We start from the raw sequence: 22,705 nt of genomic DNA on the forward strand, positions 1-22,705 counted from the left end.
TCATTATCGAGACAAGCATCCGCAATCGCGCGCCTCCCCACCAGCCGCCGCGCCCCACCCGCCCACCGTCACGCCCCCTTCACCCTTCTCCCCGACAATCCGCCTCCAAATCCATTGGAAAACCGAAAGCCTGGCCTTGACGGCAGCCTTTCAGGCCTTTATCGTCCGCATTCCACCGCCGCGAGAGAGCGCGAGCGGGCGTCGCGGAATTCGATGATTTGCACGAGGCATGCTGCCGAAATCGGGCAGCCATGAAGCACGACACGGGAAACGGGGAACCAGAAAATGAAGCCGCTGTTCGAAGACAAGCCGTCCACCACCGTCAGCCCGCGCCTTTCCCCGTCGTCGTCTCCAGCCACTGCGATCACACCCGCGCCTGCCCAAGCCGTGGTGCCCGCGCAGCCGGCCACACCGCTCGTCGATCTCGACCGCCTGATGTCGATCGAGGAAATCGATCAGCTCGGCGCCGCGCAAGGCACGCGCATCGCCGGGTTCTCGCAGCAGATCCTCGCCAGCGTGCGCGCCTCCGACGCCGATCAATTCGGCGACAAGCTCAACGAACTGATCTCCACCGCCAAGGGCCTCGACCCGCGCAGCATGGATAAAGGCGGCCTGCTGTCGAAGGTCTCGCATCTGTTTCGTTCGACGAAGGAAAAGCTGTTCGCGCAATATGAATCGGTCAGCAAGCGCATGGATACGCTGACGTCCGAACTCGAACGCCACGCACAGCAGCAGAAGGCCGGCATCGACGGCCTCGAGCACATGTACAACGACAACTACGCGCTGCACCAGGAGCTCGCGCAGGCCAGGGCGCACGGCGCGGCGGCGCTCGAAGCGCTGCGCGCGCACCTCGCGGCCGGCCAGCAACAGGCCGACGACGCGTTCGGCGCGCAGCGCCTGCTCGACGTGAAGCGCAAGGTCGACGCGCTCGAAGTGAAGCTCGACGATCTCGATCGCGCGATGCTGATGTCGAAGCAGCTCGCGCCGCAGATCCGCATGGAGCAGGATCAGAAGCGCTCGCTCACCTCCAAGTTCGCCACCATCAAGACGGTGCTGATCCCGGCCTGGACCAACGCCTTCGCGCTCTACCTCGAACAACTGAGCACCAAGCGCGCGGCCGAATTGGCGAACGCCACCTACGATGCCGCCGACGAGGCGATCCGCGCGCAGGCGGACCTCAACCGCCAGAACGCGCAGGAAGTCGCGAAGCTGTCGCAGCGTCCGGTGATTTCGACCGACACGTTCGAATACGCGCAGCAGCAACTGTTCGGCGCGTTCGACGACGTCACCAAGATCATCGCCGAGGGCAAGCGCCAGCGCGAACAGGATGCGCCGCGCCTGCGCCAGCTCGAACAGGACCTGATCACCCGTTTCGCACCGAAGCACAACTGAGGCCCATCGCATGATCACGTTGGAAAAACGCGCGGCCAAGGTCGCGATCGTTCTGGAAAAACGTCGTCTCCTGACGCCTCCCGTGGTGCGCGTGGGCGCTGCGCTCGACATGTCGGGCTCGGCGGCGCCACTGTACGAATCGGGCATCATCCAGGAAACGCACGACCGTATTCTCGGCATCGCGCTGAAGTTCGACGACAACGGCGAAGTGGACACCTGGACCTTCACCGAAGGCTTCGACCGCCTGCCGACCGCCACGCCGGACAACTACGGCTCGTACATCGGCGAGCACGTGCTGAACGGCCCGATCAAGAAGTGGGGCGGCACGCGCTACGCGCCGGTAATGGGCGATATCGTCGATTTCTTCTTCCGCACCCCGCAACCGAGGAGCGAGCCGAAACGCGGCGGTTTCCTGAGCCGGCTGTTCGGCGGTGGAGACACCATGCCAGCTGCGCCCGCCGCATCGCCCGAAGGCGCGCACCTGCCGGCCTGGGTGCTGTTCATCACCGACGGCCAGAACCCGTCGCAGGATCGCGACCGCGTGCGCCGCCTGCTGGCCGATTCGCAGCATTTCCCGCTCTACTGGTCGCTGATCGGCGTGGGCGATCCGGACGAATTCGGCTTCCTGGCAGAGATCGCCGACGAAATGCCGAACGTGGGCTTCCTTCATCTCGAATCGCTCGACGTGCCCGACGAGCAGATCTACGAGCACCTGATCACGCCGGAATTCTGCGAGTGGGTGCGCGCGAAGTAAGCGCATCCCGCCGGCCACTTCTCCTTCGGACCCCTACCTTCCATCATGTTGAAAGATTTCAAGATCCCGCTGTCGCTGACGGTACTGGCGCTGATCGCGGCGTACCTGCTCGGCGGCTTCAAGGACATGCTGATCGTCGCCGTCCTGTGCGTGCTCGAGATTTCGCTCTCGCTCGATAACGCGGTGGTCAACGCCTCGGTGCTCAAGGGCTGGTCCGAGAAGTGGCGTCAGCGCTTCATGCTGTTCGGCCTGCCGGTGGCCGTGTTCGGCATGCGGCTGGTGTTCCCGCTGCTGATCGTGGCGGTGATCGGCCATATCGGCCTGATCGACGCGCTGAAGCTGGCGATCGAATCGCCCGACAGCTATGCGGCGGTGCTGGTCTCGGCGCACCACGAGGTGTCGGCGTTCGGCGGCGCGTTCCTGCTGATGGTGTTCTTCAAGTTCATGCTCGATGCCGGCAAGGACGAGCACTGGATCGGCTTCCTCGAAGGCCCGATGCGCCACCTGGGCCGCATCACGGCGATCGAGGTCGCGCTCACGCTGGCGATCGTGATCATCGCGTCGTTCTACGTGCCGGCCGCCGAGCAGGTGAGCTTCCTGCTGGCGGGCGCGTTCGGCGTGATCGGCTTCGTGATCGCGCACGGCATCGGCGACCTGGTGGGCGGCGAGAATACCGGCACGCGCGTGGTGCGCGAAGGCATGGCCGGCTTCTTCTATCTCGAAGTGCTCGATTCGTCGTTCAGCTTCGACGGCGTGATCGGCGCGTTCGCGCTGTCCAACAACATCTTCCTGATCGCGCTCGGCCTCGGCGTGGGCGCGGCCTACATCCGGGAAATGACGCTCGTGCTGCTCAAGAAGGGCACGCTCGCGCAATACCGCTTCCTCGAACACGGCGCGTTCTGGGCGATCGGCGCACTGGCGGCGATCATGTTCGTCGGTGTGAAGTACGAGGTGCCGGAAGTCGTGACGGGGCTGGTGGGCGCGGCCATGATCGGCGCGGCGGTGTGGTCGTCGATCATCGTGCAGCGCCGCGAGGCGCGCACGGGCAGCGCGGACTGACACAAGCCATTCCTTGGCCCGCGCGCTGCGCGGCGCCGCATTGCCGCCGGTGTTGCGGCGGGTTCCACAAACGAGGTTCAGATGATCAATTTGTCGAAAGGCGGCCGGGTCAACCTGTCGAAGGAAGCGCCGGGCACGCAGAAGTTTCACGTCGGCCTGGGTTGGGATGCGAACGCGACGGATACCGGCGCCGATTTCGATCTCGACGTGTCGGTGTTCCTCTGCAAGTACGACGAGCAGAACAGCCCGCGTCTGATCTCCGATCAGCATTTCGTGTTCTACAACGCCGAAGTGCGCACGACGGACCGCAAGGAAACCTTCATCCAGCCCGGCGACGATTTCCCGAAGCGCGGCATGCCGGCCTCGAAGTGCCTGGGCGTGGTGCATAGCGGCGACAACCGCACGGGCAGCGGTAGCGGCGACGACGAAGTGATCTTCATCGACGTCACCAAGCTGGCCCAGGACATCGAGGAAATCTCGGTCGTGGTGACGATCGACCAGGCGGAAGCGCGCCGCCAGAACTTCGGCCAGGTGCGCAACAGCTACATCCAGATTTCCGACGAAGTGACGGGCGCGGTGATCGCCAAGTACGCGCTGGAAGAGGATTTCTCGATGGAAACCTCGGTGCAGGTCGGCAGCTTCTACCGCCGCGACGGCCAGTTCATGTTCAAGGCGGTCGGCGCGGGCTACAACCGGGGCCTCGGCGATTTCGTCAAGGCTTACGGCGGCTCGGTCTGACTGGCGGCAGCCCGGCGCGCGGCGATGCCGCCAGCCGGGCAGGGCGTAGCGATGACCCTCCCTCCCGAGGAGCCGAAACGGCTCGATTTCGATACCGAACCGGCGCGCCAGCCGGGCCGGCCGCTGTTCGATGCGGCGCCGGCGCCGGCTGCGGCTGCGCCGGCGTCGCGCGCGCCTGAAAACCGCGTGCGGCCGATCGAATTGCCGCGAGCGGCGCAATCAGATCAAGCGGTCCGGCCGACGCAATCGGCGCAAGCGACTCAAGCAGCGCAATCAGATCAAGCAGCCCGACCGGCGCAATCGGCACCAGCGACTCAATCAGCCCAAGCGCCACAACCGGCTCCCCCCGCACGCACCGACCGGCCCGCACCGGCGGCGCTCGATCTCGGCCCATCGCCGTCGCCGCGCGCCGAATCGCGTTCGCCTGCCGCCGAAACGGTCGGCAGGAGCCTGTTCGGCGACGCCGAGCATCCGCAGTTGCAGGCCTGTTTCGACGCGGCGCGGGCGGCCTATCCGAATCTCTATCCCGAGCACGGCGCGCGCGTCGAGCGCCACATCCGCCAATTGCTGCCGCCGCGTCTGGCCACGGTGGCGACGATCGGCGACACCGCGCTCGTGGCATCGGGCGATCTGGTCGAGGCGATCGCCGACACCACGCGCGAGTTCGGCGAACTGAACGCGGCCGACCTGATGGCGGGCCTGCTCGCCCAGGTCACGCGCAAGGACGGCATGCTCGAGCGCTGGTTCCGGCCGGCCACGACCACGCCGGTCGATTACCGCGCGGCGCTCGGCGCGCTGAAGCAATCGCTCGGCTTCTTCCCGCGCCGCACGGCGATGCTGGCCGACAAGCTGCGACACGCCGACGAGGGCCTGGTGGTGGTGCTGGCGGCGCTGAGCGCGGTGGCCGACGTGGTGCGCATCCCCGACGACGCCGGGCTGGAACGCACGCTGCACGACCGCCGCAGCATCTTCGCGCAGGCGCTCCAGCAGTTGCGCATGCAGCCGATGCAGTTGAGCGGGCTCGACGAGCGCGCGACCGATCTGATGTCGCGCGCCGATCACCTGATGAACGTGGTGCTGCCCGCCGCGCATGCGGCGCGATTGCGCGGTTGATTCCGTCGGGGCAGAGGCGGCCCGATTTTTCGATCCGCTGCGCCGGCCCGCACGAGATTGCCGAATTTCGCGATGACGGCGCCCCCATTCATTTTGATTTTCCCGGCGAAAGATCGAGTGAAACGCAGTGCCCGCCTGAGGTGTGCTCGTCATGCCGAATTTATTTTGGCGGGTTTGGAAAATAGGATTAATCCGGTTTTGTGGAATTGACGCCGTAAATCGAATGATTCGAGCGTGATTATCGGCATTCAATCGATTGCCTTTTCCCGTATTTTGATTATGATTGGCGCCTGGTTTGCCGCAACGGCTTTCAAACCGCGTCGGCCGGCCGACGCGAGGTGCCGGGCTCTGCGCCGTCGCACGTCAATAACAACTCAGGAACCTCGAACGATGAATCAAACCGCTCCGCAGCAACCGTCCTTCGCATTCATCGCCGCATCCTGGGCCGCCTTGCTGGCCGGCATCGTCGCCTACCTGCTCGGGCTCTGGAACGCGGGCATGCAGCTCAACGAAAAGGGCTACTACTTCACGGTGCTGATGTTCGGCCTGTTCGCCGCGGTGTCGCTGCAGAAAAGCGTGCGCGACCGCGTCGAAGGGCTGCCCGTGACGGGCATCTACTACGGCCTGTGCTGGTTCTCCACGCTGCTGGCCGTGCTGCTGCTGGCGGTCGGCCTGTTCAACGCCACGCTGGCGCTGAGCGAAAAGGGCTTCTACGGCATGGCGTTCCTGCTGTCGCTGTTCGGCGCGATCGCGGTGCAGAAGAACACGCGTGACATTCAGGCCGCGCGCCCCGATTTTCGCGACGCCGAACCGGCCTCGCCGCTTCAGGAATAAGCGTTCACGGCGCGATTGCGCGGCGGCCAATTCGATATCGGCGTATTGACGTATTGCCCCCGCCGCGATTTTTCAGGAGAATGCGCCGCATCTCATGCGATGGAATGTCGGGGCGTGATTGAAACGCCCGTGGGTTAAACGTTTACATATCCATCGCATGCGCACTGCGCGCGCCGCTTCGAATTCCGTTCCAGATCGATGTGAAGGCACTATTCCTTGATGGCTGTCGCCGTCAATGCGTCTGCCATCCTATTTCACATTTTGCTTTTCCCGGAACTGATAAATTCCGAACTACGCCTGTTGAAACGCATGCGCGTCGCGAGCCTCATCGACGCGCTGAATCCACGCCCCTGTCATGTCCGCCATCACCGTTGCTCTGGCCACTACCGCGATGTTCGGGCTTCTGATGCTCGTTCTGCTCGGCTCGCTGATTCGCACCCAGGCGGACGGCGTGCGCGAGTGGTTCGGCGCGAACCTGCTGTTGTCGGCGTCGCTCGCGCTGGTGCTGGCGCACGGGATGGTGCCCGACCTGATGTCGGTGGTGGTGGCCAACGGCATGTGGGTGCTGTCGGGCGTGATGCTGTATGCCGGCTTCGCACGCTTCCTGCGGCTGCCGGTGCGCTGGCTCTGGCTGGCCGTGCCGGTGGCGCTCACGCTGCCGGCGCTGACCTACTGGCGCTACGCGGTCGACAGCATTCCGATGCGCGTGGTGATCTCCACCCTGTTTACCGCCGGGGTCTGCATCGCGATCGCCGCGATCGTGATCCTGCGCCGCCGCGCCGGCCAGTCGCGCTACCCGTATTTCGCCACGGCCACGCTGGCGATCGCGTTCGCACTGAGCCAGCTCGTGCGCGGCATCCATTTCATGATGCTGCCCGGCCCGTCGAGCGTGACGATGCTGGGCACCACGGTCAACGTGATCCTGCTCTGCATCGGCGCGGCGATCATGCCGGTGATGACGATGTGCGCGATCCTGCTGGTGCACGATTCGCTGCAACGCGAGGCCCGGCACGTGATCGATCACGATTTCCTGACGGGGGCGCTGTCGCGGCAGCGCTTCGAGTTCGTGGCGCGCGCGCGCGTGGAGGAGGCCGAGCGCAACGGCACGCCGCTGTCGCTGCTGCTGGTGGATCTCGATCACTTCAAGGCGATCAACGATACCTACGGACACGCGGGCGGCGATTGCGTGCTGCGCGAATTCACCGAGCTGATGCGCAACCGGCTGCGCGGCGGCGATGCGCTCGGGCGGCTCGGCGGGGAGGAGTTCGCGATTCTGCTGCCGAACACGACGATGGCCGATGCGTACCGGATCGCCGAACGGCTGCGCGACGAAGTGAGTCGCCACGAGGTGGCGACCGCCACCGGCTTGTGTTCGTACCGCACCAGCGGCGGGGTGGCGGGCCGGCAGCCCGGCGAGACGCTCGAGCAACTGGCCGGGCGCGCCGATCAGGCGCTGTACGACGCTAAGGTCACGGGCCGCAACCGGGTGTGCATGCATGGCGGCAGCCTGACGATGGCCACGTCCACGCCCGCACCCGCGCTGAAGCTGGTGGGGCAGGACTGACGGCACGCGCCGCCCGTCCGTTCGAGCGCCGGGCGTTACGGCAGCGAGATCGTCAGGTTGGCCGATTCGGGGCCGACCTTGATGATCTGCGAATACGGCGCGAGCGCCTTCAGCGTGTGATCGCGCAGGTAGGCGTTCAGGCCGATGAAGGCCAGCAGCCCCACCAGCGCGAACACCGCGCCGATCGACCACAGCGGCACTTCGCGCTTGAGGCGGTGCGCGATCTGGTCCGGCAGCGGCCAGTGCGGCGCGAACGGCGCGCGCTTGCCTTTTATTTGCGCGATTTCGTCGCCGATCCGCGCGGTCAGGTAGGCGAGCTTCTCCGGCCCTTCCAGCAGGTATTTGCCCTGGAAGCCGAGCAGCAGGCACATGTGGAACACCTCGAGCGATTGCAGGCGCGCCGCGCCGCGCGCCCGGCATTCCTCCAGAGACTGGAAGAACTTCTCGCCGGCCAGTTGCTCGCCGAACAGCACGAGTTGCAGCGGGCGGCGCTCCCATTCGGCACGCACCTTGAACTGCGAGGACAGCACGGCCTCGTCGATCGCCGCGCAGAACGCGAACTTGGCGGCGTACACGTCGTCCGCGCCGGCGTTCAGCTTCTTCGCGCCGCGCTCGAAATCGGCCAGGAATTCCTGGATGCGCGTGCGGAATTCGTTCGCCTCGCCCGGCTCGCGGCCGTTCTTCAGCAGGAACATCATGAAGAAGCCGTCGTACAGCAGGTCGAGCAGCGAGCGCGCCTGGAAGCTGGCGTCGGTCGAGGCGGCCGAATGCGGCGCGGGGGGCGGCGTGTTGCCGCCGAACAGGGAAGGCGCGTAGCTCATGAGGTGACGGCGATCAGTTCGAATTTGAGGTCGTTGATGCCCGAGGGCGCATAGATCATCGCGGATTGCGATTGCAGCATCCGTTCATGCAGCGGGCTGCGGCCGTCGAGCGCGAAATAGCAGGCGCCCGGGCGCACCGGAATCGCCGGCGGCACCTGCGGCGTGTACGACAGGCGCACGCCCGGCATCGCGGACAGCACCAGCTTGTCGACGTCGTCGGGCGCGCCGACCTTGAAGCGCGCCGGCACCGCATCGACCAGCTCGACCGACGGCATGTCGGCCGACACCGCCAGATAGAACTCGGTCTTGTCGTCGATCTTGCCGGAATCGAGGCGGCCGATATGGAACGACGGCCGCACTTCTTCCAGCGTGATCGCGAAGTAGCGCGTGGAGATCACGGTTTCGAGCAACTCGCGCAGCATCGTGTCGAGGCGCGCGAACGGCGGGCCGGGATCGTCGTGACGATAGGCCGGCAGATCGGCGAGCGCGTAGCCCTTCGAGAACGTCATCAACTGGCCGGCCAGGCGCAGCAGCTCCTGGAACAGCCGTTCGGGATGCAGGGCCGAGTGCTGATACAGGTGCGCGAGCGAGGCGAACGCGGCGTTGGCCGTGTGCAGCAGCCAGAACGAGGCGATGTCGCCCGAGCGGAACTCGATGATGTTCTTGGTCGGTTCGCGGTGGAACCCGTACAGCGCGTTGACCTTGGCCTGCAGCGCGTCGATCAGTTGGCGCAGCCGCTGCATCAGCACACCCGAGGCCTCGATCGCGAGGCACGGCGGCACGAACGAATCGTCGAACTCGAAGCCCGAGGTGGCCGTGCGCCGCACGCGCACCAGCGGGATCGCGAGCAACTGGTCGCGCGGCTCGCTGTGCGCGATCAGCTTGACGTGGGTTTTCAGGAACGCGATGTCGGCCTCGGCCGCATCGGTGAACTGGTCGGCGATCGGGCCGTTCTCGCTCGTGAAGCGGCTGGAAAAGCCGGCATCGGCATCTTCCACGTAGTTCGAGCCGGCTTCGCGCAGCGGATGCAGCGCCAGGTAGAACGTGAATTCGTTGATGCCTTCGGGCAGCGTGTCGAGCGCGACGGGGCGTGGAAGATCGTCGGCCTGCGGCGCGGAAAACAGCGCGCCGTCGGGGAAGATCAGCGACAGTTCGGACAGGCGCAGCACGTTGCTGCTGATCGCGTCGCGATCGAGTTTCAACGAACGCAGGCCCCAGTTATATGGCTGGATCGCCTGGATCGACTCGAACAGGCGGGCCTCGTGATAAGCGTCCTGCCGCTGAAAGTGCTGAGGCCGCAAAAACAGGCCTTCACCCCATAGCACCTTGGCCGAATAACTCATGACAAACCTTGTAGGTGATTGGGATGCCGCTTTTGCATAATCGCACCCCGATTCATATCGTCGTCAAACTTTGTTAATTGACTTGGAAACGTCATCGAATCGTTAATTACCGCAACTGACCGACGACAGCATATTCAGTTGCTGTGCCGGCAGGCCCTGTTGCGATGCGATCACGGTGCCGTCGGTTACGGTCATCGCGCAGTTGTGCAGGCCGATGATTATGCCGGATTTCTCCGATTTGGCCGGATCGAACACCAGTTTCCAGCGCTGTATCGCGGGGCTGCGAAATAACGCGACGATGCCGAAGGCCTGCGCTTCACGAGAAACTTTTTCCGTTGCGGCGTAGCGCTGGCCCGGAATCAGCGTCACTTCGCGCACGCTCAACAGGTCGGCGCCGAGCGCCGCTTTTTCCTTGGCCGGATCGGTGAAGGCGTCGAACGGCGCCTGCTGGAACGAGGTCGGGTCCTTCAGCGTGTAGAGCCGCACCACCAGCGCCAGCGGCTTGTTGTCGGTGGCGGCGTTCAGGTTGGGCGCGGCATAGAGGGTAATGCCTAAATTGCGCGGCGGCTTCTGCGCGTCGGGCACCTCGGGCTTGCCGATGCCGACCATCTGCAGCGCTGCGCTGCCGGCCGAGCCGAGCAGCGGGACGGCCGCCGCGCAGCCTGCGAGAAGGGCGCAGGCCATCAGCGGCAGCGCGAATCGGGACAAAGACGAAATCATCGTGAATCGAGGACGACGGTCAGTCGTTTCCTGTCAGAAATGCCTGGCGTGGCGCGGGTTTTATCGGGCAAAGGCGGCTTGCAAGTCCGGGGTTCCTGGTACTTCTGCGAGGTCGCCTGATTCGATCGGAAATTTTTTCTTCAATTTCATCGCATTTACGGTTATTCAAGTAAATGTTGCCAATTATATTGCTATCCCCCAAGTCGCCCGGATTGTGTAAAGCCGCGCCCGGCGGGTGGTTTCGGTCGTTTAAATCGAATCTCGATGCACGGGAGATTGAATTATGAAAAATTGATCGGTACTATACCCGCGCACTCGCTGCAAAGCAAAACACTGAAACTCAACGATTTAAAAACTCCGCGCCGGTGATAAAACGATGAAAGACCGACTGTTCGCAAAATTTTCCGCAGTAGTAATGGCATGTGCCGTGATTGCCGGTTGCGCAACGCAGCCGCCGGCACCGCCCACGCCCGAAGCATTCAACAAGCAGCTCGACGATGCGGATACCGTCGCGAAGGCCGGGGATCAGGACAAGGCAATCGGCCTGTATCAGCAATTGGCGAAGGCCGACCCGACGCGTGAAGAGCCGTGGGCCCGGATCGCCCAGATCCAGTTCCAGCAGGGCCATTACGGCCAGGCGATCGTGGCGGCGCAGGAAGCCCTGCAACGCGACAACACCGATCGCCAGTCGAAGAGCGTGCTGGCCGTGTCCGGCCTGCGCATCGCCACTGAATCGCTGGCCGAGCTGCGTCAGGACGCCTCGCTGGCCGGCGACGCGCATGCCGATGCGCTGGTGCTGGCCAAGCAGTTGCGCGATTCGCTCGGCGAGGACGCGCTGTTCGCGCCCGAACAGCAAGCCCAGAAGCCGGCCGTCAAGCGCCGCAAGATCTACCGCAAGCGCGTCGCAGGGCCGGCCGCCTCCGCGCCGGAAGCGGCCAAGCCCGCCGCAGCCGCACCGTCGGCGCCGGCTCCGGCGGCCCCGGCCAAGAGCGGCGCGGATCCGTTCGGCGCGCTGCGTTAAGCGCGCACCCACCACCCCACGCTATCGGGAGCCGTCATGGCCAAAAAAGAAAGTATTCAGAAGCGCCTGCAAAAGGTACGGCCGCCCCGTGTGCAGCTGACCTATGAAGTCGAGCGCGGCGACGCGATCGAACAGAAGGAACTGCCGTTCGTGGTGGGGGTGGTCGGCGATCTGGCCGGCCAGTCCGAAGTCGAGATGCCGAAGCTGCGCGACCGCAAGTTCGTCAATATCGACCGCGACAACTTCGACGACGTCATGAAGGCGATCGAGCCGCGCGCGGCGTTTCAGGTCGAGAACAAGCTCAGCGAGACCGGCGGCAAGTTCGGCGTCGACCTGAAGTTCCGCTCGCTCGACGATTTCACGCCGGATCAGGTCGTCAATCAGATCGAACCGCTGCGCCGCCTGATCGAGGCGCGCTCGAAGCTGGCCGACCTGCGCAACAAGATGGCGGGCAACGACAAGCTGGAAGATCTGCTCAGTGAAGTCCTGAGCAACACGCAGCAATTGCAGGCGCTCGCGAAGCAGTCGGGCGATGGCGGTCAGGACGGCGGCGAATAAGCTACGGGGTACGAGATGAATCAGCAAACGGCAGCGGCCCAACCGGCCGGCGCGCTCGAAGGCGCGGAAACCTCGCTGCTCGACGACATCGTCGAGAAGAGCAAGGTGGCGAAATCGCAATCGGAACACGCACGCGCGAAGGACCTGATCGGCGAGCTCGTCCATCAGGTGCTCGACGGCACGGTGATCGTGTCGGACAACCTGTCGGCCACCATCGACGCGCGCGTCGCGGAGCTCGACCGGCTGATTTCCGCGCAGATGAGCGCGGTCATGCATGCGCCGGAATTCCAGAAGCTCGAAGGCACCTGGCGCGGCCTCGACTACCTGGTGTCGGAAAGCAATACCGGCTCGACCATCAAGATCAAGGCGCTCCACGCGCCCAAGCGCGAACTGGTGCGCGACTTCAAGGCCGCCACGGAGTTCGACCAGAGCGCGCTGTTCAAGAAGGTCTACGAAGAAGAGTTCGGCACGTTCGGCGGTGCGCCGTTCGGCGCGCTGATCGGCGACTACGAAGTGTCGCGCCAGCCGGAAGACATGTACTTCATCGAACAGATGTCGCATGTCGCGGCCGCCGCGCACGCGCCGTTCATCGCCTCGGCCGCGCCGGAGCTGATCGGCCTCGAATCGTTCGCCGACCTGGGCAAGCCGCGCGACCTCGGCAAGGTGTTCGACACGGTGGAATACGCGAAGTGGAAGTCGTTCCGCGATTCGGAAGATTCGCGCTACGTCGGCCTCACGCTGCCGCGCTTCCTGGGCCGCCTGCCGTTCCACCCGAAGGACGGCCAGACCGCCGAGAGCTTCAACTTCGTGGAAGACGTGGACGGCACCGATCACTCGAAGTACCTCTGGTGCAACGCCGCGTGGGCGTTCGCGGCGCGCCTGACGGCCGCGTTCGACGACTTCGGCTGGTGCGCGGCCATTCGTGGCGTGGAAGGCGGCGGGCTGGTGGAAGACCTGCCCACCCATACGTTCAAGACGGACGACGGCGAGATCGCGTTGAAGTGCCCGACCGAAATCGCCATTACCGACCGCCGCGAGAAGGAGCTGAGCGACCTCGGCTTCATCCCGCTGGTCCACTGCAAGAACTCCGATTACGCGGCGTTCTTTGCGGCCCAGTCGGTGCAAAAACCCAAGAAATACAACACCGACAGCGCCAACGCGAATGCCGTGCTGTCCGCTCAGCTCCAGTACATCTTCTCGGTATCGCGCATTGCGCACTACCTCAAGGCGATGATGCGGGACAAGATCGGCAGCTTCGCGTCGGCGCAAAACGTGGAGTCTTTCCTGAATCGCTGGATCTCCCAGTACGTGCTGCTGGACGATAACGCGTCTCAGGAACAGAAAGCGCAGTTCCCGCTGCGCGAAGCATCCGTCCAGGTGTCGGAGATTCCGGGCAAGCCGGGCTCGTATCGTTCGGTCGCGTTCCTGCGTCCGCACTTCCAGCTCGACGAACTCTCGATCTCCCTGCGCCTGGTGGCGGATCTGCCCAAATCGGCAAATTGATAAGCGATTGAGTCAACGTCGCCTGAGCGGGCCGCTCGGGTAGGAATTGAAAACCACCTCTTTGGGGAGTAATGCGTCATGTTGGACATCTATCTGAATTTCGGCAATCCGTCGATCAAGGGTGAGTCGCAGGACAAGGACCACGCGAACTGGATCGAACTGAAGTCGTGGGACTGGTCGGTCACGCAACCGCGTTCGGCCACCTCGTCGACCTCGGGCGGCCACACCGCCGAGCGCTGCGAACACAGCGACATGGTGTTCACGAAGGAACTCGACATGGCCAGCCCGCTGCTGTATCAGCACGCGTCGGGCGGCACGACGTTCGACGAAGTCTCGATCGACTTCATGCGTTCGGACGGCGAAGGCAAGCGCGTCAAGTACCTCGAGATCAAGCTCAAGTACGTGATCATCTCGAGCGTCACGCCGAGCGTGCAGACCGAAGGCCTGCCGGTCGAACAGTTCTCGCTGAAGTACGCTGCCGTGCAGTGGAAGCAGACCAAGCAGAACATCGGCGGCAACCAGGGCGGCAACACGCAGGGCGCCTGGAGCCTGACGAAGAACGACAAGACCTACGCGGTCTAAGCTCGTGATTCGGGACGGGGCACGCGGTGCCCCGTCCTGCGTGGTGCATCACCCGTTGCCTGCCGTTCCATGAAACGCTTCGAACCGAGTTTTCTCGACAAGCTGTTCGACGACGAACCGCATCAGCCGGCCTCGCCCGCGATGCGGCAACTGTCGTTGGACGAACTGAAGAACACCGTCGCACGCGACGTCGAATCGATCCTCAACACGCGCATCGCGCTGACCGACGACGATCTCGCGGCGCTGCCGGAGTGCCAGCAATCGGTGCTGACCTACGGCCTCAACGATTTCGCGGGCCTGAGCCTGGCGAGCCACTACGATCGCGCGTTCATCTGCAAGTCGATCCAGCAGGCGATCGATCGTCACGAGCCGCGGCTGCAACAGGTCGCGGTGTCGTTCGAACTGAACGAGCAGTCCACCAATTCGCTGAATTTCTCGATTCGCGCGTTGCTCGTCGTGCATCCGGCGCAGGAGCCCGTCAATTTCGACGCGATGCTGCAGCCGTCCACCTTGCAATACTCGGTGTCGCGCGGTCGCGCCGCCAAGCCTTGACATGAATCCGGATCGCCGCGCGCCAGACGACGCGGCGACCATCCGCCCTGCCCGCAGGGCGTTACGGCCCGCTCACGACCTGAGCGGGCTCTGAGTTTCGGGGACCCTCGATGGAAGAGTTGCTGCCGTACTACGAGCGCGAATTATCGTTTTTACGGCGGTACTCGCATGAATTCGCGCGGCGTTATCCGAAGATCGCCGCGCGCCTGGCCATGACCGGTGAGCATTGCGACGATCCGCACGTCGAACGGATGATCGAATCGTTCGCACTGCTCGGCGCGCGCATCAACAAGAAGCTCGACGACGATTACCCGGAATTCACCGAGGCGCTCGTCGACGTGCTCTATCCGCATTACCTGCGGCCGTTCCCGTCCTGCTCGATCGCGCAGTTCACGCCTTCCGCCAACGTCTCGCAGCAGACCGCGCCGCATCGCGTGGCGCGCGGCACCGAGCTGAAGAGCCGGGCGATCCGCGGCGTGCAGTGCCAGTTCCGCACCGCCTACGACGTGACGATTGCGCCGATCCGCATTTCGGAGGCGCGCTACGCGTCGATCGCCGCCGCGCCGGCCGCCACCGTGCTGCCCGGCAACGCCACCGGCGTGATCTCGATCACGTTCGAATCGTTGGCGCCGCAGTTCGATCTGGCGGGCCTGAAGCTGCCGTCGCTGCGCGCGCACCTGCACGGCGAGCAATCGTTCGTCGCGGCGCTGGCCGACTGCCTGTTCGTCAATACGCTCGCCACCTACGTGGAGCCCGAGCGCAACGGCCGCTGGACCCCGCTGCGCGTGTCGCCCGTCACGCAGGCCGGCTTCGACGAGCAGGACGCGCTGATCGACTACCCGGCGCGCTCGCATCCGGCCTACCGGCTGCTGACCGAATATTTCGCGTTCCCGGACAAATTCGATTTCGTCGATTTCGACCTGGCCGCGATGACGCGCCGCGCCGGCCCGTGCCACCGCCTGACGCTGCATATCGTGCTGGCCGACGTGCGCAGCGATTCGCACGTCGCGCGGCTGCTCGACATGTTGAGTGCGACGCACCTGCGGCTGTTCTGCACGCCGGTGGTCAACCTGTTCAAGCAGAACGGCGAGCCGATCCGCATCGATCACCAGAGCGTGTCGTACCCGGTGATCGCCGAGTCGCGCCGCGCGTTCGCCTACGAGGTGTATTCGATCGATTCGGTGCACCTGGTGCGGCAGACGGCGCACGAGGAATCGGTGGTCGAGTTCCGGCCGTTCTACTCGCTGCATCACGGCGAGGCCGGCCACGTGGGCCATTACTGGTTCGCGCGCCGCAACGACTGGGTGGCGCAGCACAGCCCCGGCTACGAGACGGAAATCTCGATCGTCGACATCGATTTCGAGCCGGCCGCGCCGCAGACGGACACCCTGAGCCTGCGCCTGACCTGCACCAACCGCGACCTGCCGGCGGGGCTCGCCACGGGGCTGGCGGGCGGCGACCTGTTCGCCGACGGCGGCGCCGATTTCGGCGACATCACGATGCTGCGCCGGCCGTCGCCGAGCGTGCGCTTCGCGCGCGGGCGCGCGGCGCACTGGCGGCTGATCTCGCACCTGGCGCTGAACCACGTCTCGCTCGCCAACGACGGCCTCGCGCCGCTCAAGGAACTGCTGACGCTGTACGACCTGCGCCGCTCGGCCGTCTCGACGCGCCATATCGACGGGCTGGTGGCGATCGAACAGCGCGGCGCGGTGCAATGGCTGCCCGGCAAGCCGTTCGCGACGTTCGTGCGCGGCATCGAGATCCGCCTGACGATCGACGAGGAGCATTTCGTCGGCACCAGCCTGGCCGCGTTCGCGCGCATGCTGGACGCGTTCTTCGGGCTGTATGTCCATCTCAACAGCTTTGTTCAACTGATCGTCGTGTCCAAGCGCACCGGCGAGGAGATCATCCGATGCAAACCGCGAAGCGGCGAATCGATCCTGGCGTAGTCGACCAGTTCCTCGACGAGCCGTATCGCTTCGAATTCTTCCAGGCGGTGCGGCTGCTCGAAACCTGGTTCGCCAAGCGCGACCCGGAGAAGCCCGACGCGCTGCGGCCCGGCGAGCTGGTCGAGCGGCGCGTGGCGTTCCGCAATTCGCTGTCGCTCGGGTTTCCTCCGAGCGAGATCGAGCACGCGCAATCGTTCGATGCGGCCGGCGACAAGGTGGACGAGGCGCAGCGCGGCGCGGCCGTGCGCGACGAGGCGATCGACCGGGTGGAGATCGTGCCGGCGTTCTTCGGGCTGCTGGGCGGGCAGGGTGCGCTGCCGCACCACTACACCGAGCAGATCATCTCGCGCGAGCAACTGAAGCGCGACCACGCGGCGCGCGCGTTCTTCGACGTGTTCTCGAACCGCGCCACCGCGCTGTTCTATTCGGCGTGGAAGAAATACCGGCTGCCGCTGCATTACGAACTCGATCGCGACGAACGCTACCTGCCGCTGCTGCTGTCGCTGGCCGGCGTGTCGAACCCGGAAGCGCGGCGCGCGATGCAGGACGGCAGCGGCGCGGTGATCGACGAGGCGATCGCCGGCTATGCGCTGGCGGCGCGGCATCGGCCGGTGTCGGCGGCGTACTTGCAACGCACGCTGTCCGATTACTTCCGGGTGTCGATCCGCGTCGATCAGTTCATCGGCAAGTGGTACGACGTGCCGCGCGACCAGTTGAGCGTGCTCGGCGAGGTCAACGCCACGCTGGGCGCCACGGCGCTGGTGGGCGAGCGCGTGTGGCAGCGCGACATGCGCGCGCGGCTGGTGGTCGGCCCGCTGAGCAAGCGCGACTACGAGGCGTTCCTGCCCGGCGGCGATCGCGCGATCGCGCTGGAGCGGATGCTGACGCTGCTGGCCGGCGTGACGCTGGAGTACGAGGTGTCGCTGGTGCTCAAGCAGGAGGAGGTCGGCCCGACCATGCTCGGCATGGGCGGGCGGCTCGGCTGGGACGCCTTCCTCTGCACCCAGGACGCCACGCAGGATCGCGCCGACGCGCGTTACGAGCTGCATGTGATTCATTGAGCGCCGGCCGGCCCGGCGCCAGCCATACCGACAAACCGAACGATACCGAAAGAACCCGAGAGCGACCGACTTCATGAGCACGCCACTGAAGACCCTGATTGCGAAACTGAACCCCACCTGCCGCAAGGCCGCCGAGCGCGCCGCGAGCCTGTGCTTCGCGCGCGGCCATTACGAGGTCGATCTGGAGCACCTGTTCGTCGCGCTGCTGGAGGAGAGCACCGGCGACACGCCGATCGTGCTGCGCACGAGCGGCATCGATCCGCACGCGCTGCGCAGCGATCTCGAACGCGAACTCGACGGCCTGAAGAACGGCAACACGCGCACGCCGGTGTTCTCGATCCACCTGAGCGAGCTGTTCGAGCAGGCCTGGCTGATCGCCTCGCTCGACGCGCAGATCGGCCGGATTCGTTCGGGCCACCTGCTGCTCGCGCTGTTGAGCGCGCCCGACCTGGCGCAGTTCGCGCAGCGCATGTCGCCGCAGTTCGCGCGGGTGCGCGTGACCGACCTCAAGCACAAGTTCGACGAGGTGACGGCCGGCTCGAACGAGGCCGAGCCGCGCGAAGCGGGCGCGGCGGGCGAGGCGGGAGCGGCCGACGTGGAAGCGGCCGCGGCCGGCGGCGCGGCAGCGGGCGCGGGCGGCCCGTCGAAGACGCCCGCGCTCGACACCTACACCACCAACCTCACGCAGCGCGCGCGCGAAGGCCGGATCGACCCGGTGATCGGCCGCGACGCCGAGATCCGCCAGGCCATCGACATCCTGATGCGCCGCCGTCAGAACAATCCGATCATGACCGGCGAGGCCGGCGTCGGGAAGACCGCGGTGGTCGAGGGGCTGGCGCTGCGCATTGCCGCCGCCGACGTGCCGCCGCCGCTGGCGGGCGTCGCGCTGCACGTGCTCGACATGGGGCTGCTGCAGGCCGGCGCGAGCGTGAAGGGCGAGTTCGAGAACCGCCTGAAAAGCGTGATCGACGAGGTCAAGAAGAGCGCGCATCCGATCATCCTGTTCATCGACGAGGCGCACACCATCATCGGCGCGGGCGGCCAGGCCGGCCAGAACGATGCGGCCAACCTGCTCAAGCCGGCGCTCGCGCGCGGCGAGCTGCGCACCATCGCGGCCACCACCTGGAGCGAGTACAAGAAGTACTTCGAGAAGGATGCGGCGCTGGCGCGGCGCTTCCAGGTGGTCAAGATCGAGGAGCCGACCGAGCCGCTCGCGGCCGCGATGCTGCGCGGCATGGCCGGGCTCATGGAGCGCCACTTCAACGTGCGCGTGCTCGACGACGCGATCACCGAGGCGGTGCGGCTCTCGCATCGCTACATCAGCGGCCGCCAGCTGCCGGACAAGGCGATCAGCGTGCTCGACACCGCCTGCGCGAAGGTGGCGCTGGCGCAGAGCGCCACCCCGGCCCTGATCGACGACACGAAGAAGCGCCTCGAACGCACCGACGCCGAAATCGCCTCGCTCGAACGCGAGGTGGCCGGCGGCGCGTCGCACGGCGAACGGCTGGCCGTGCTGCGCGAGTCACGCGAGGCCGACCTGGCCGCGCTCGCGGCGGCCGACCGGCGCTACGCCGAGGAGCGGGCGATCGTCGGCGAGATCGTCGCGCTGCGCGCGCAGATCGACGCGGCCCGCGAAGGCTCGGCCGACGGCGAGCGCATCGACGAGGACGCGGTGCGCGCGCAACTGGCCGAACGGATCGCCGCGTTGCAGGCGGTGCAGGGCGTGGAGCCGATGGTGCCCTTGCAGGTGGACGGCCACGTGGTGGCCGAGATCGTCGCGGCCTGGACGGGCATCCCGCTCGGCCGCATGGTGAAGGACGAGATCGAGACGGTCATGAACCTGAAGCCGCTGCTCGGCGCGCGCGTGATCGGCCAGGACCACGCGCTCGACGCGGTCGCGCAGCGCGTGCGCACCGCCACGGCCGGGCTGGAGGATCCGAACAAGCCGCGCGGCGTGTTCCTGTTCGTCGGCCCGTCGGGGGTGGGCAAGACCGAAACCGCGCTGGCGCTGGCCGACGTGCTGTACGGCGGCGAGCGCAAGATGGTCACCATCAACATGAGCGAGTACCAGGAAGCGCACAGCGTGTCGGGCCTGAAGGGCTCGCCGCCGGGCTACGTCGGTTACGGCGAGGGCGGCGTGCTGACCGAGGCGGTGCGCCGCAATCCGTACTCGGTGGTGCTGCTCGACGAGATCGAGAAGGCCCACCCGGACGTGCTCGAAATGTTCTTCCAGGTGTTCGACAAGGGCGCGATGGACGACGCCGAGGGCCGCGAGATCGACTTCCGCAACACGCTGATCATCCTCACCTCGAACGTCGGCTCGAACCTCGTCATGCAGGCCTGCCTGAACAAGCCCGAGGAAGAGCGGCCCGATCCCGACGCGCTCGCCGAAACGCTGCGCCCGGCGCTCTACAAGGCGTTCAAGCCGGCGTTCCTCGGCCGCATGAAGGTGGTGCCGTTCTACCCGATCTCGGACGACGTGCTGGCCGAGATCATCGAGCTGAAGCTCGAGCGCATTCGCCGCCGCATCGAGGCCAACCACAAGGCCCGCTTCGAGTGGGACGAATCGCTGGTCGAGGCGGTGCTGGCGCGCTGCACCGAGGTGGATTCGGGCGCGCGCAACGTCGACCACATCCTCAACGGCACGCTGCTGCCCGAGATCGCCGGGCATGTGCTCGAACGGCTCGCGGACGGCACGGCGATCGAATCGATCGCGGTGCGCGCCAGCGAGGCCGGCGAGTTCGAGTACACGGTTCAGTAAGCGTTTTTTCGCCGCGCGCGGCGGCGTGGGTTTTTCCCGTTGGCCGTCGCGCGCCGTTTCATCGTTTCTCCAGTGTCACTGTCACGACGATCATGCCGATTCACGTCAATGCGCTCCTCGCGCCCCTCAGCGATGCCTCGCCCTGCGGCGAGGACATGCTGTTCTCGTCCGAATTCGATGCGATCCAGCACGCGCGCAAGTTCGACGATCCGTCGCTCGACCAGGGCGAATGGATCACCGAAATCAAGGAAGCCGACTGGGGCTTCGTGGTCGATCGGTCGGTCGAACTGCTCGGCACGCAGACCAAGGATTTGCGGCTGGCTGTCTGGCTGACCGAGGCGCTGGCGATCCAGGACGGCGTGGCCGGGCTGACGCAGGGCTACGAACTGCTGACCGGGCTGTGCAACACCTGGTGGGAGCAGGTCCACCCGTTGCCGGAAGGCGACGACACCGAATACCGGCTCGGCAACGTGGGCTGGCTGTCGGGCCGCACCGCCGAGCTGCTGCGCGCGATTCCGCTCACCGACGGTTCGGGCAGCGCCTACACGGCGCTCGACTGGGACGTGGCGCAGCACGTCGCGCAGGCGGTGCGGCGCGACCCCGACAACGCGCACGAGATCGCCCGCAACAAGCCGTCAGTCGATCAGATCGAGGCGTCCAAGCGGATGACCTCGGTGGCGTTCTACGCGTCGCTGCTGGCCGGCCTGAGCGCGTTCGCGGTAGCGCTCGGCGCGCTCGACGACGAACTGGAACGGCGCGCCGGCAATGCCGCGCCGAGCTTCCGCCAGGCGCGCGACGCCTACGAATCGGTGCGCATGTTGGCCGAGCGCTTCGCGCGCGAGCAGGGCTACGCGCCCGACGCGCAGCCCACCGCACCCGTGGCCCCGGCCGCCCCGCAGGCCGAGCGCGCCGAACCGTCCTTCAAGACCCCGCTCACCCCGGAGCTGACCGCACCGATGACCCACGCCGCCCCGCCCGTGTCCCCCGTCGCGGTTCCCGTGCCCACCGTGATCGCCGGCATCCAGAATCGCGCGCAGGCCGTCGAGCAACTGCGCGCGGTGGCCAAGTATTTCCGTGCCACCGAGCCGCACAGCCCGGTCGCCTACCTGGCCGACAAGGCCGCCGAATGGGCCGACATGCCGCTGCACCAGTGGCTGGCCTCGGTCGTCAAGGACGACGGCTCGCTCGCGCATATCCGCGAACTGCTCGGGCTGAAGCCGGACGAGAACAACTGACGGGACCACCCGAAGCCGGGCGCGGCGGTGCGCCCGAATGAAAAAACGGCGCCGGCGGGGATTCCCGCCGGCGCCGTTTTGCCTGGCGCGTGGCCGCCGTGCCGTTACTGGCTCACGCGGAACTCGATGCGGCGGTTGCGGGCGCGCCCGTCGGCGGTGTCGTTCGAGGCGATCGGCTGGTCGGGGCCGACGCCGGTGGTGGTCAACTGCTGCGAGGCCACGCCCTTGGCGATCAGGTAGCCCTTCACGGCATCGGCGCGCGCCTGGCTCAACGCGATGTTCGAATCGCGGTTGCCGGAATTGTCCGTGTGGCCGATCACCGTGACCTGCCGGTTGCCGAGCTTGGCCATCGCGACGGCCATCTGGTCGAGGATCAGGCGGCCCTGCGGCGTCAGCGTCGCGCTGCCGGTCTCGAACTCGATGGTGCGGTTGGCGAGCGTCTGGTCGAGGATGCCCTGTTCGGACGCGCTCACGCGCAGCGCGTTGCGGATCGTGTAGGTCGGGTTGAGCTGGTTCGCCATGTCGCTCGCGACCTGCTGGCGCTGCGCCTCGTTGTGCACCTCGCCCTTCACGTCGATCGCGGTGCCGTTGATCTTCAACTGGCCCTTGCTGATCTGCTTGAGTTGCGGGCCGATCAGCTTCTGCACGTTGGCGGCCCAGTTCGGCGGGGTGGTGACGTCGCCCACCTCGATCTGGTCGACCACGCTGCCGGCCCCGTAGGTGTCGCGCAGCTTTTGCAGCACGGCGGCCTTGGTGGCCTCGTCGGGCACCTTGCCGCCCACCACCACCTGGCCCGGCACGTTGTTGGCCGGCGCCGGGGCCGACACGGTCGCGCCGGTGCCGTTGCCGGTGGTCGCGCCGGCGCCCGCGCCGTTCGACACGTTGGTGCCGGTCAGCACCGTGCCGTTGCCCTGGGCCGGCACGGCGGGCAGGCCGCCGGCCGCCGCGGCGGCGCCCGCCGGCGGAATCAGCGTGGTGCGCACCGTCACGCCGCTCGTGTCGACGGGCGTGACGGTGGCCGGGCCGGCGTTGTCGGCGCGGGCCGCGAGCGGGGCGGCCAGCAGCATCGCCAGCAGGGCGGGCGCGCCGAGCGCCGCCAAACCAGGCTGCCGCGTGCGGCTTCGCGGGAACACGGAGTTCGTCAT

The 22,705-nt window shown here is 66.2% G+C and carries 20 protein-coding genes; 16 read left to right on the forward strand and 4 right to left on the reverse strand.

What is annotated here, in order from left to right:
* The first annotated feature begins 285 nt into the window (after positions 1-285).
* The 7 genes from AB4850_RS34095 (at position 286) to AB4850_RS34125 (ending at position 7,454) form a co-directional block, all read left to right on the forward strand.
* Positions 286-1,392, forward strand: a complete 1,107-nt coding sequence (locus AB4850_RS34095) for a toxic anion resistance protein (protein WP_414443755.1) — start codon at positions 286-288, stop codon at positions 1,390-1,392.
* A gap of 10 nt (positions 1,393-1,402) precedes the next feature.
* Complete coding sequence (locus AB4850_RS34100; RefSeq protein WP_414443756.1) at positions 1,403-2,146, forward strand: VWA domain-containing protein; 744 nt, start codon at positions 1,403-1,405, stop codon at positions 2,144-2,146.
* A 45-nt stretch (positions 2,147-2,191) separates the two neighbouring features.
* Positions 2,192-3,205 (forward strand): DUF475 domain-containing protein, encoded by a 1,014-nt coding sequence (locus tag AB4850_RS34105; protein ID WP_414443757.1) that lies wholly within the window; start codon positions 2,192-2,194, stop codon positions 3,203-3,205.
* 81 nt (positions 3,206-3,286) lie between these two features.
* Complete coding sequence (locus AB4850_RS34110) at positions 3,287-3,943, forward strand: TerD family protein (RefSeq protein ID WP_414443758.1); 657 nt, start codon at positions 3,287-3,289, stop codon at positions 3,941-3,943.
* Positions 3,944-3,994: 51 nt separating this feature from the next.
* On the forward strand, positions 3,995-5,056 hold the full coding sequence (locus AB4850_RS34115; RefSeq protein WP_414443759.1) for a hypothetical protein: 1,062 nt from the start codon (positions 3,995-3,997) through the stop codon (positions 5,054-5,056).
* Positions 5,057-5,446: 390 nt separating this feature from the next.
* Complete coding sequence (gene yiaA / locus AB4850_RS34120) at positions 5,447-5,890, forward strand: inner membrane protein YiaA (protein ID WP_414443760.1); 444 nt, start codon at positions 5,447-5,449, stop codon at positions 5,888-5,890.
* Positions 5,891-6,245: 355 nt separating this feature from the next.
* Positions 6,246-7,454 carry a GGDEF domain-containing protein gene (locus tag AB4850_RS34125; protein WP_414443761.1) on the forward strand — a complete coding sequence of 403 codons (1,209 nt, stop codon included), beginning with the start codon at positions 6,246-6,248 and terminating at the stop codon, positions 7,452-7,454.
* A gap of 35 nt (positions 7,455-7,489) precedes the next feature.
* Here AB4850_RS34125 and icmH read toward each other — a convergent pair whose 3' ends face one another.
* The 3 genes from icmH to tssJ all read right to left on the reverse strand — a co-directional run bounded on the left by icmH (position 7,490) and on the right by tssJ (position 10,338).
* Positions 7,490-8,275 (reverse strand): type IVB secretion system protein IcmH/DotU, encoded by a 786-nt coding sequence (gene icmH, locus AB4850_RS34130; RefSeq protein ID WP_414443762.1) that lies wholly within the window; start codon positions 8,273-8,275, stop codon positions 7,490-7,492.
* A complete protein-coding gene (tssK, locus tag AB4850_RS34135) occupies positions 8,272-9,618 on the reverse strand; it encodes a type VI secretion system baseplate subunit TssK (RefSeq protein ID WP_414443763.1) in 1,347 nt (448 codons plus the stop codon). Before tssK ends, icmH begins: the two co-directional genes overlap by 4 nt.
* Before the next feature lie 102 nt (positions 9,619-9,720).
* Positions 9,721-10,338 (reverse strand): type VI secretion system lipoprotein TssJ, encoded by a 618-nt coding sequence (tssJ, locus tag AB4850_RS34140; protein WP_414443764.1) that lies wholly within the window; start codon positions 10,336-10,338, stop codon positions 9,721-9,723.
* Positions 10,339-10,714: 376 nt separating this feature from the next.
* On the opposite strand from tssJ, the gene AB4850_RS34145 reads away from it, so the two are divergent.
* The 9 genes from AB4850_RS34145 (at position 10,715) to tssA (ending at position 21,560) form a co-directional block, all read left to right on the forward strand.
* A complete protein-coding gene (locus tag AB4850_RS34145; protein WP_414443765.1) occupies positions 10,715-11,359 on the forward strand; it encodes a tetratricopeptide repeat protein in 645 nt (214 codons plus the stop codon).
* Positions 11,360-11,395: 36 nt separating this feature from the next.
* Positions 11,396-11,917 (forward strand): type VI secretion system contractile sheath small subunit, encoded by a 522-nt coding sequence (gene tssB, locus AB4850_RS34150; protein WP_414443766.1) that lies wholly within the window; start codon positions 11,396-11,398, stop codon positions 11,915-11,917.
* A gap of 15 nt (positions 11,918-11,932) precedes the next feature.
* The gene (tssC, locus tag AB4850_RS34155) at positions 11,933-13,420 is read left to right on the forward strand and encodes a type VI secretion system contractile sheath large subunit (protein ID WP_414443767.1); all 1,488 of its coding nucleotides are present in this window, start codon (positions 11,933-11,935) and stop codon (positions 13,418-13,420) included.
* Positions 13,421-13,498: 78 nt separating this feature from the next.
* Positions 13,499-14,002 carry an Hcp family type VI secretion system effector gene (locus AB4850_RS34160; RefSeq protein WP_206126209.1) on the forward strand — a complete coding sequence of 168 codons (504 nt, stop codon included), beginning with the start codon at positions 13,499-13,501 and terminating at the stop codon, positions 14,000-14,002.
* Positions 14,003-14,071: 69 nt separating this feature from the next.
* On the forward strand, positions 14,072-14,554 hold the full coding sequence (gene tssE / locus AB4850_RS34165; protein ID WP_414443768.1) for a type VI secretion system baseplate subunit TssE: 483 nt from the start codon (positions 14,072-14,074) through the stop codon (positions 14,552-14,554).
* A 110-nt stretch (positions 14,555-14,664) separates the two neighbouring features.
* Positions 14,665-16,503 (forward strand): type VI secretion system baseplate subunit TssF, encoded by a 1,839-nt coding sequence (tssF, locus tag AB4850_RS34170; RefSeq protein WP_414443769.1) that lies wholly within the window; start codon positions 14,665-14,667, stop codon positions 16,501-16,503.
* Positions 16,467-17,564 carry a type VI secretion system baseplate subunit TssG gene (gene tssG, locus AB4850_RS34175; protein ID WP_414443770.1) on the forward strand — a complete coding sequence of 366 codons (1,098 nt, stop codon included), beginning with the start codon at positions 16,467-16,469 and terminating at the stop codon, positions 17,562-17,564. Before tssF ends, tssG begins: the two co-directional genes overlap by 37 nt.
* 73 nt (positions 17,565-17,637) lie before the next feature.
* Entirely contained in the window at positions 17,638-20,325 is a 2,688-nt protein-coding gene (gene tssH, locus AB4850_RS34180; RefSeq protein ID WP_414443771.1) for a type VI secretion system ATPase TssH, read from the forward strand.
* Between the two features lie 92 nt (positions 20,326-20,417).
* Positions 20,418-21,560 (forward strand): type VI secretion system protein TssA, encoded by a 1,143-nt coding sequence (tssA, locus tag AB4850_RS34185; protein WP_414443772.1) that lies wholly within the window; start codon positions 20,418-20,420, stop codon positions 21,558-21,560.
* A gap of 104 nt (positions 21,561-21,664) precedes the next feature.
* Here tssA and AB4850_RS34190 read toward each other — a convergent pair whose 3' ends face one another.
* Positions 21,665-22,705, reverse strand: a complete 1,041-nt coding sequence (locus tag AB4850_RS34190) for an OmpA family protein (protein WP_414443773.1) — start codon at positions 22,703-22,705, stop codon at positions 21,665-21,667.

The sequence above is a fragment of the Burkholderia sp. 22PA0106 genome (assembly GCF_047497155.1).
GTDB lineage: Bacteria > Pseudomonadota > Gammaproteobacteria > Burkholderiales > Burkholderiaceae > Burkholderia.

Excerpts from the sequence above, each read along its gene's own strand:
- tssJ (WP_414443764.1), bottom strand. The coding sequence starts at position 10,338 with ATGATTTCGTCTTTGTCCCGATTCGCGCTGCCGCTGATGGCCTGCGCC.
- tssF (WP_414443769.1), top strand. The coding sequence starts at position 14,665 with ATGGAAGAGTTGCTGCCGTACTACGAGCGCGAATTATCGTTTTTACGG.
- tssH (WP_414443771.1), top strand. The coding sequence starts at position 17,638 with ATGAGCACGCCACTGAAGACCCTGATTGCGAAACTGAACCCCACCTGC.
- tssK (WP_414443763.1), bottom strand. The coding sequence starts at position 9,618 with ATGAGTTATTCGGCCAAGGTGCTATGGGGTGAAGGCCTGTTTTTGCGG.
- AB4850_RS34105 (WP_414443757.1), top strand. The coding sequence starts at position 2,192 with ATGTTGAAAGATTTCAAGATCCCGCTGTCGCTGACGGTACTGGCGCTG.
- AB4850_RS34110 (WP_414443758.1), top strand. The coding sequence starts at position 3,287 with ATGATCAATTTGTCGAAAGGCGGCCGGGTCAACCTGTCGAAGGAAGCG.
- AB4850_RS34160 (WP_206126209.1), top strand. The coding sequence starts at position 13,499 with ATGTTGGACATCTATCTGAATTTCGGCAATCCGTCGATCAAGGGTGAG.
- icmH (WP_414443762.1), bottom strand. The coding sequence starts at position 8,275 with ATGAGCTACGCGCCTTCCCTGTTCGGCGGCAACACGCCGCCCCCCGCG.
- tssC (WP_414443767.1), top strand. The coding sequence starts at position 11,933 with ATGAATCAGCAAACGGCAGCGGCCCAACCGGCCGGCGCGCTCGAAGGC.
- AB4850_RS34100 (WP_414443756.1), top strand. The coding sequence starts at position 1,403 with ATGATCACGTTGGAAAAACGCGCGGCCAAGGTCGCGATCGTTCTGGAA.
- tssB (WP_414443766.1), top strand. The coding sequence starts at position 11,396 with ATGGCCAAAAAAGAAAGTATTCAGAAGCGCCTGCAAAAGGTACGGCCG.
- tssE (WP_414443768.1), top strand. The coding sequence starts at position 14,072 with ATGAAACGCTTCGAACCGAGTTTTCTCGACAAGCTGTTCGACGACGAA.
- tssG (WP_414443770.1), top strand. The coding sequence starts at position 16,467 with ATGCAAACCGCGAAGCGGCGAATCGATCCTGGCGTAGTCGACCAGTTC.
- AB4850_RS34190 (WP_414443773.1), bottom strand. The coding sequence starts at position 22,705 with ATGACGAACTCCGTGTTCCCGCGAAGCCGCACGCGGCAGCCTGGTTTG.
- AB4850_RS34145 (WP_414443765.1), top strand. The coding sequence starts at position 10,715 with ATGAAAGACCGACTGTTCGCAAAATTTTCCGCAGTAGTAATGGCATGT.
- yiaA (WP_414443760.1), top strand. The coding sequence starts at position 5,447 with ATGAATCAAACCGCTCCGCAGCAACCGTCCTTCGCATTCATCGCCGCA.
- AB4850_RS34125 (WP_414443761.1), top strand. The coding sequence starts at position 6,246 with ATGTCCGCCATCACCGTTGCTCTGGCCACTACCGCGATGTTCGGGCTT.
- AB4850_RS34115 (WP_414443759.1), top strand. The coding sequence starts at position 3,995 with ATGACCCTCCCTCCCGAGGAGCCGAAACGGCTCGATTTCGATACCGAA.
- AB4850_RS34095 (WP_414443755.1), top strand. The coding sequence starts at position 286 with ATGAAGCCGCTGTTCGAAGACAAGCCGTCCACCACCGTCAGCCCGCGC.
- tssA (WP_414443772.1), top strand. The coding sequence starts at position 20,418 with ATGCCGATTCACGTCAATGCGCTCCTCGCGCCCCTCAGCGATGCCTCG.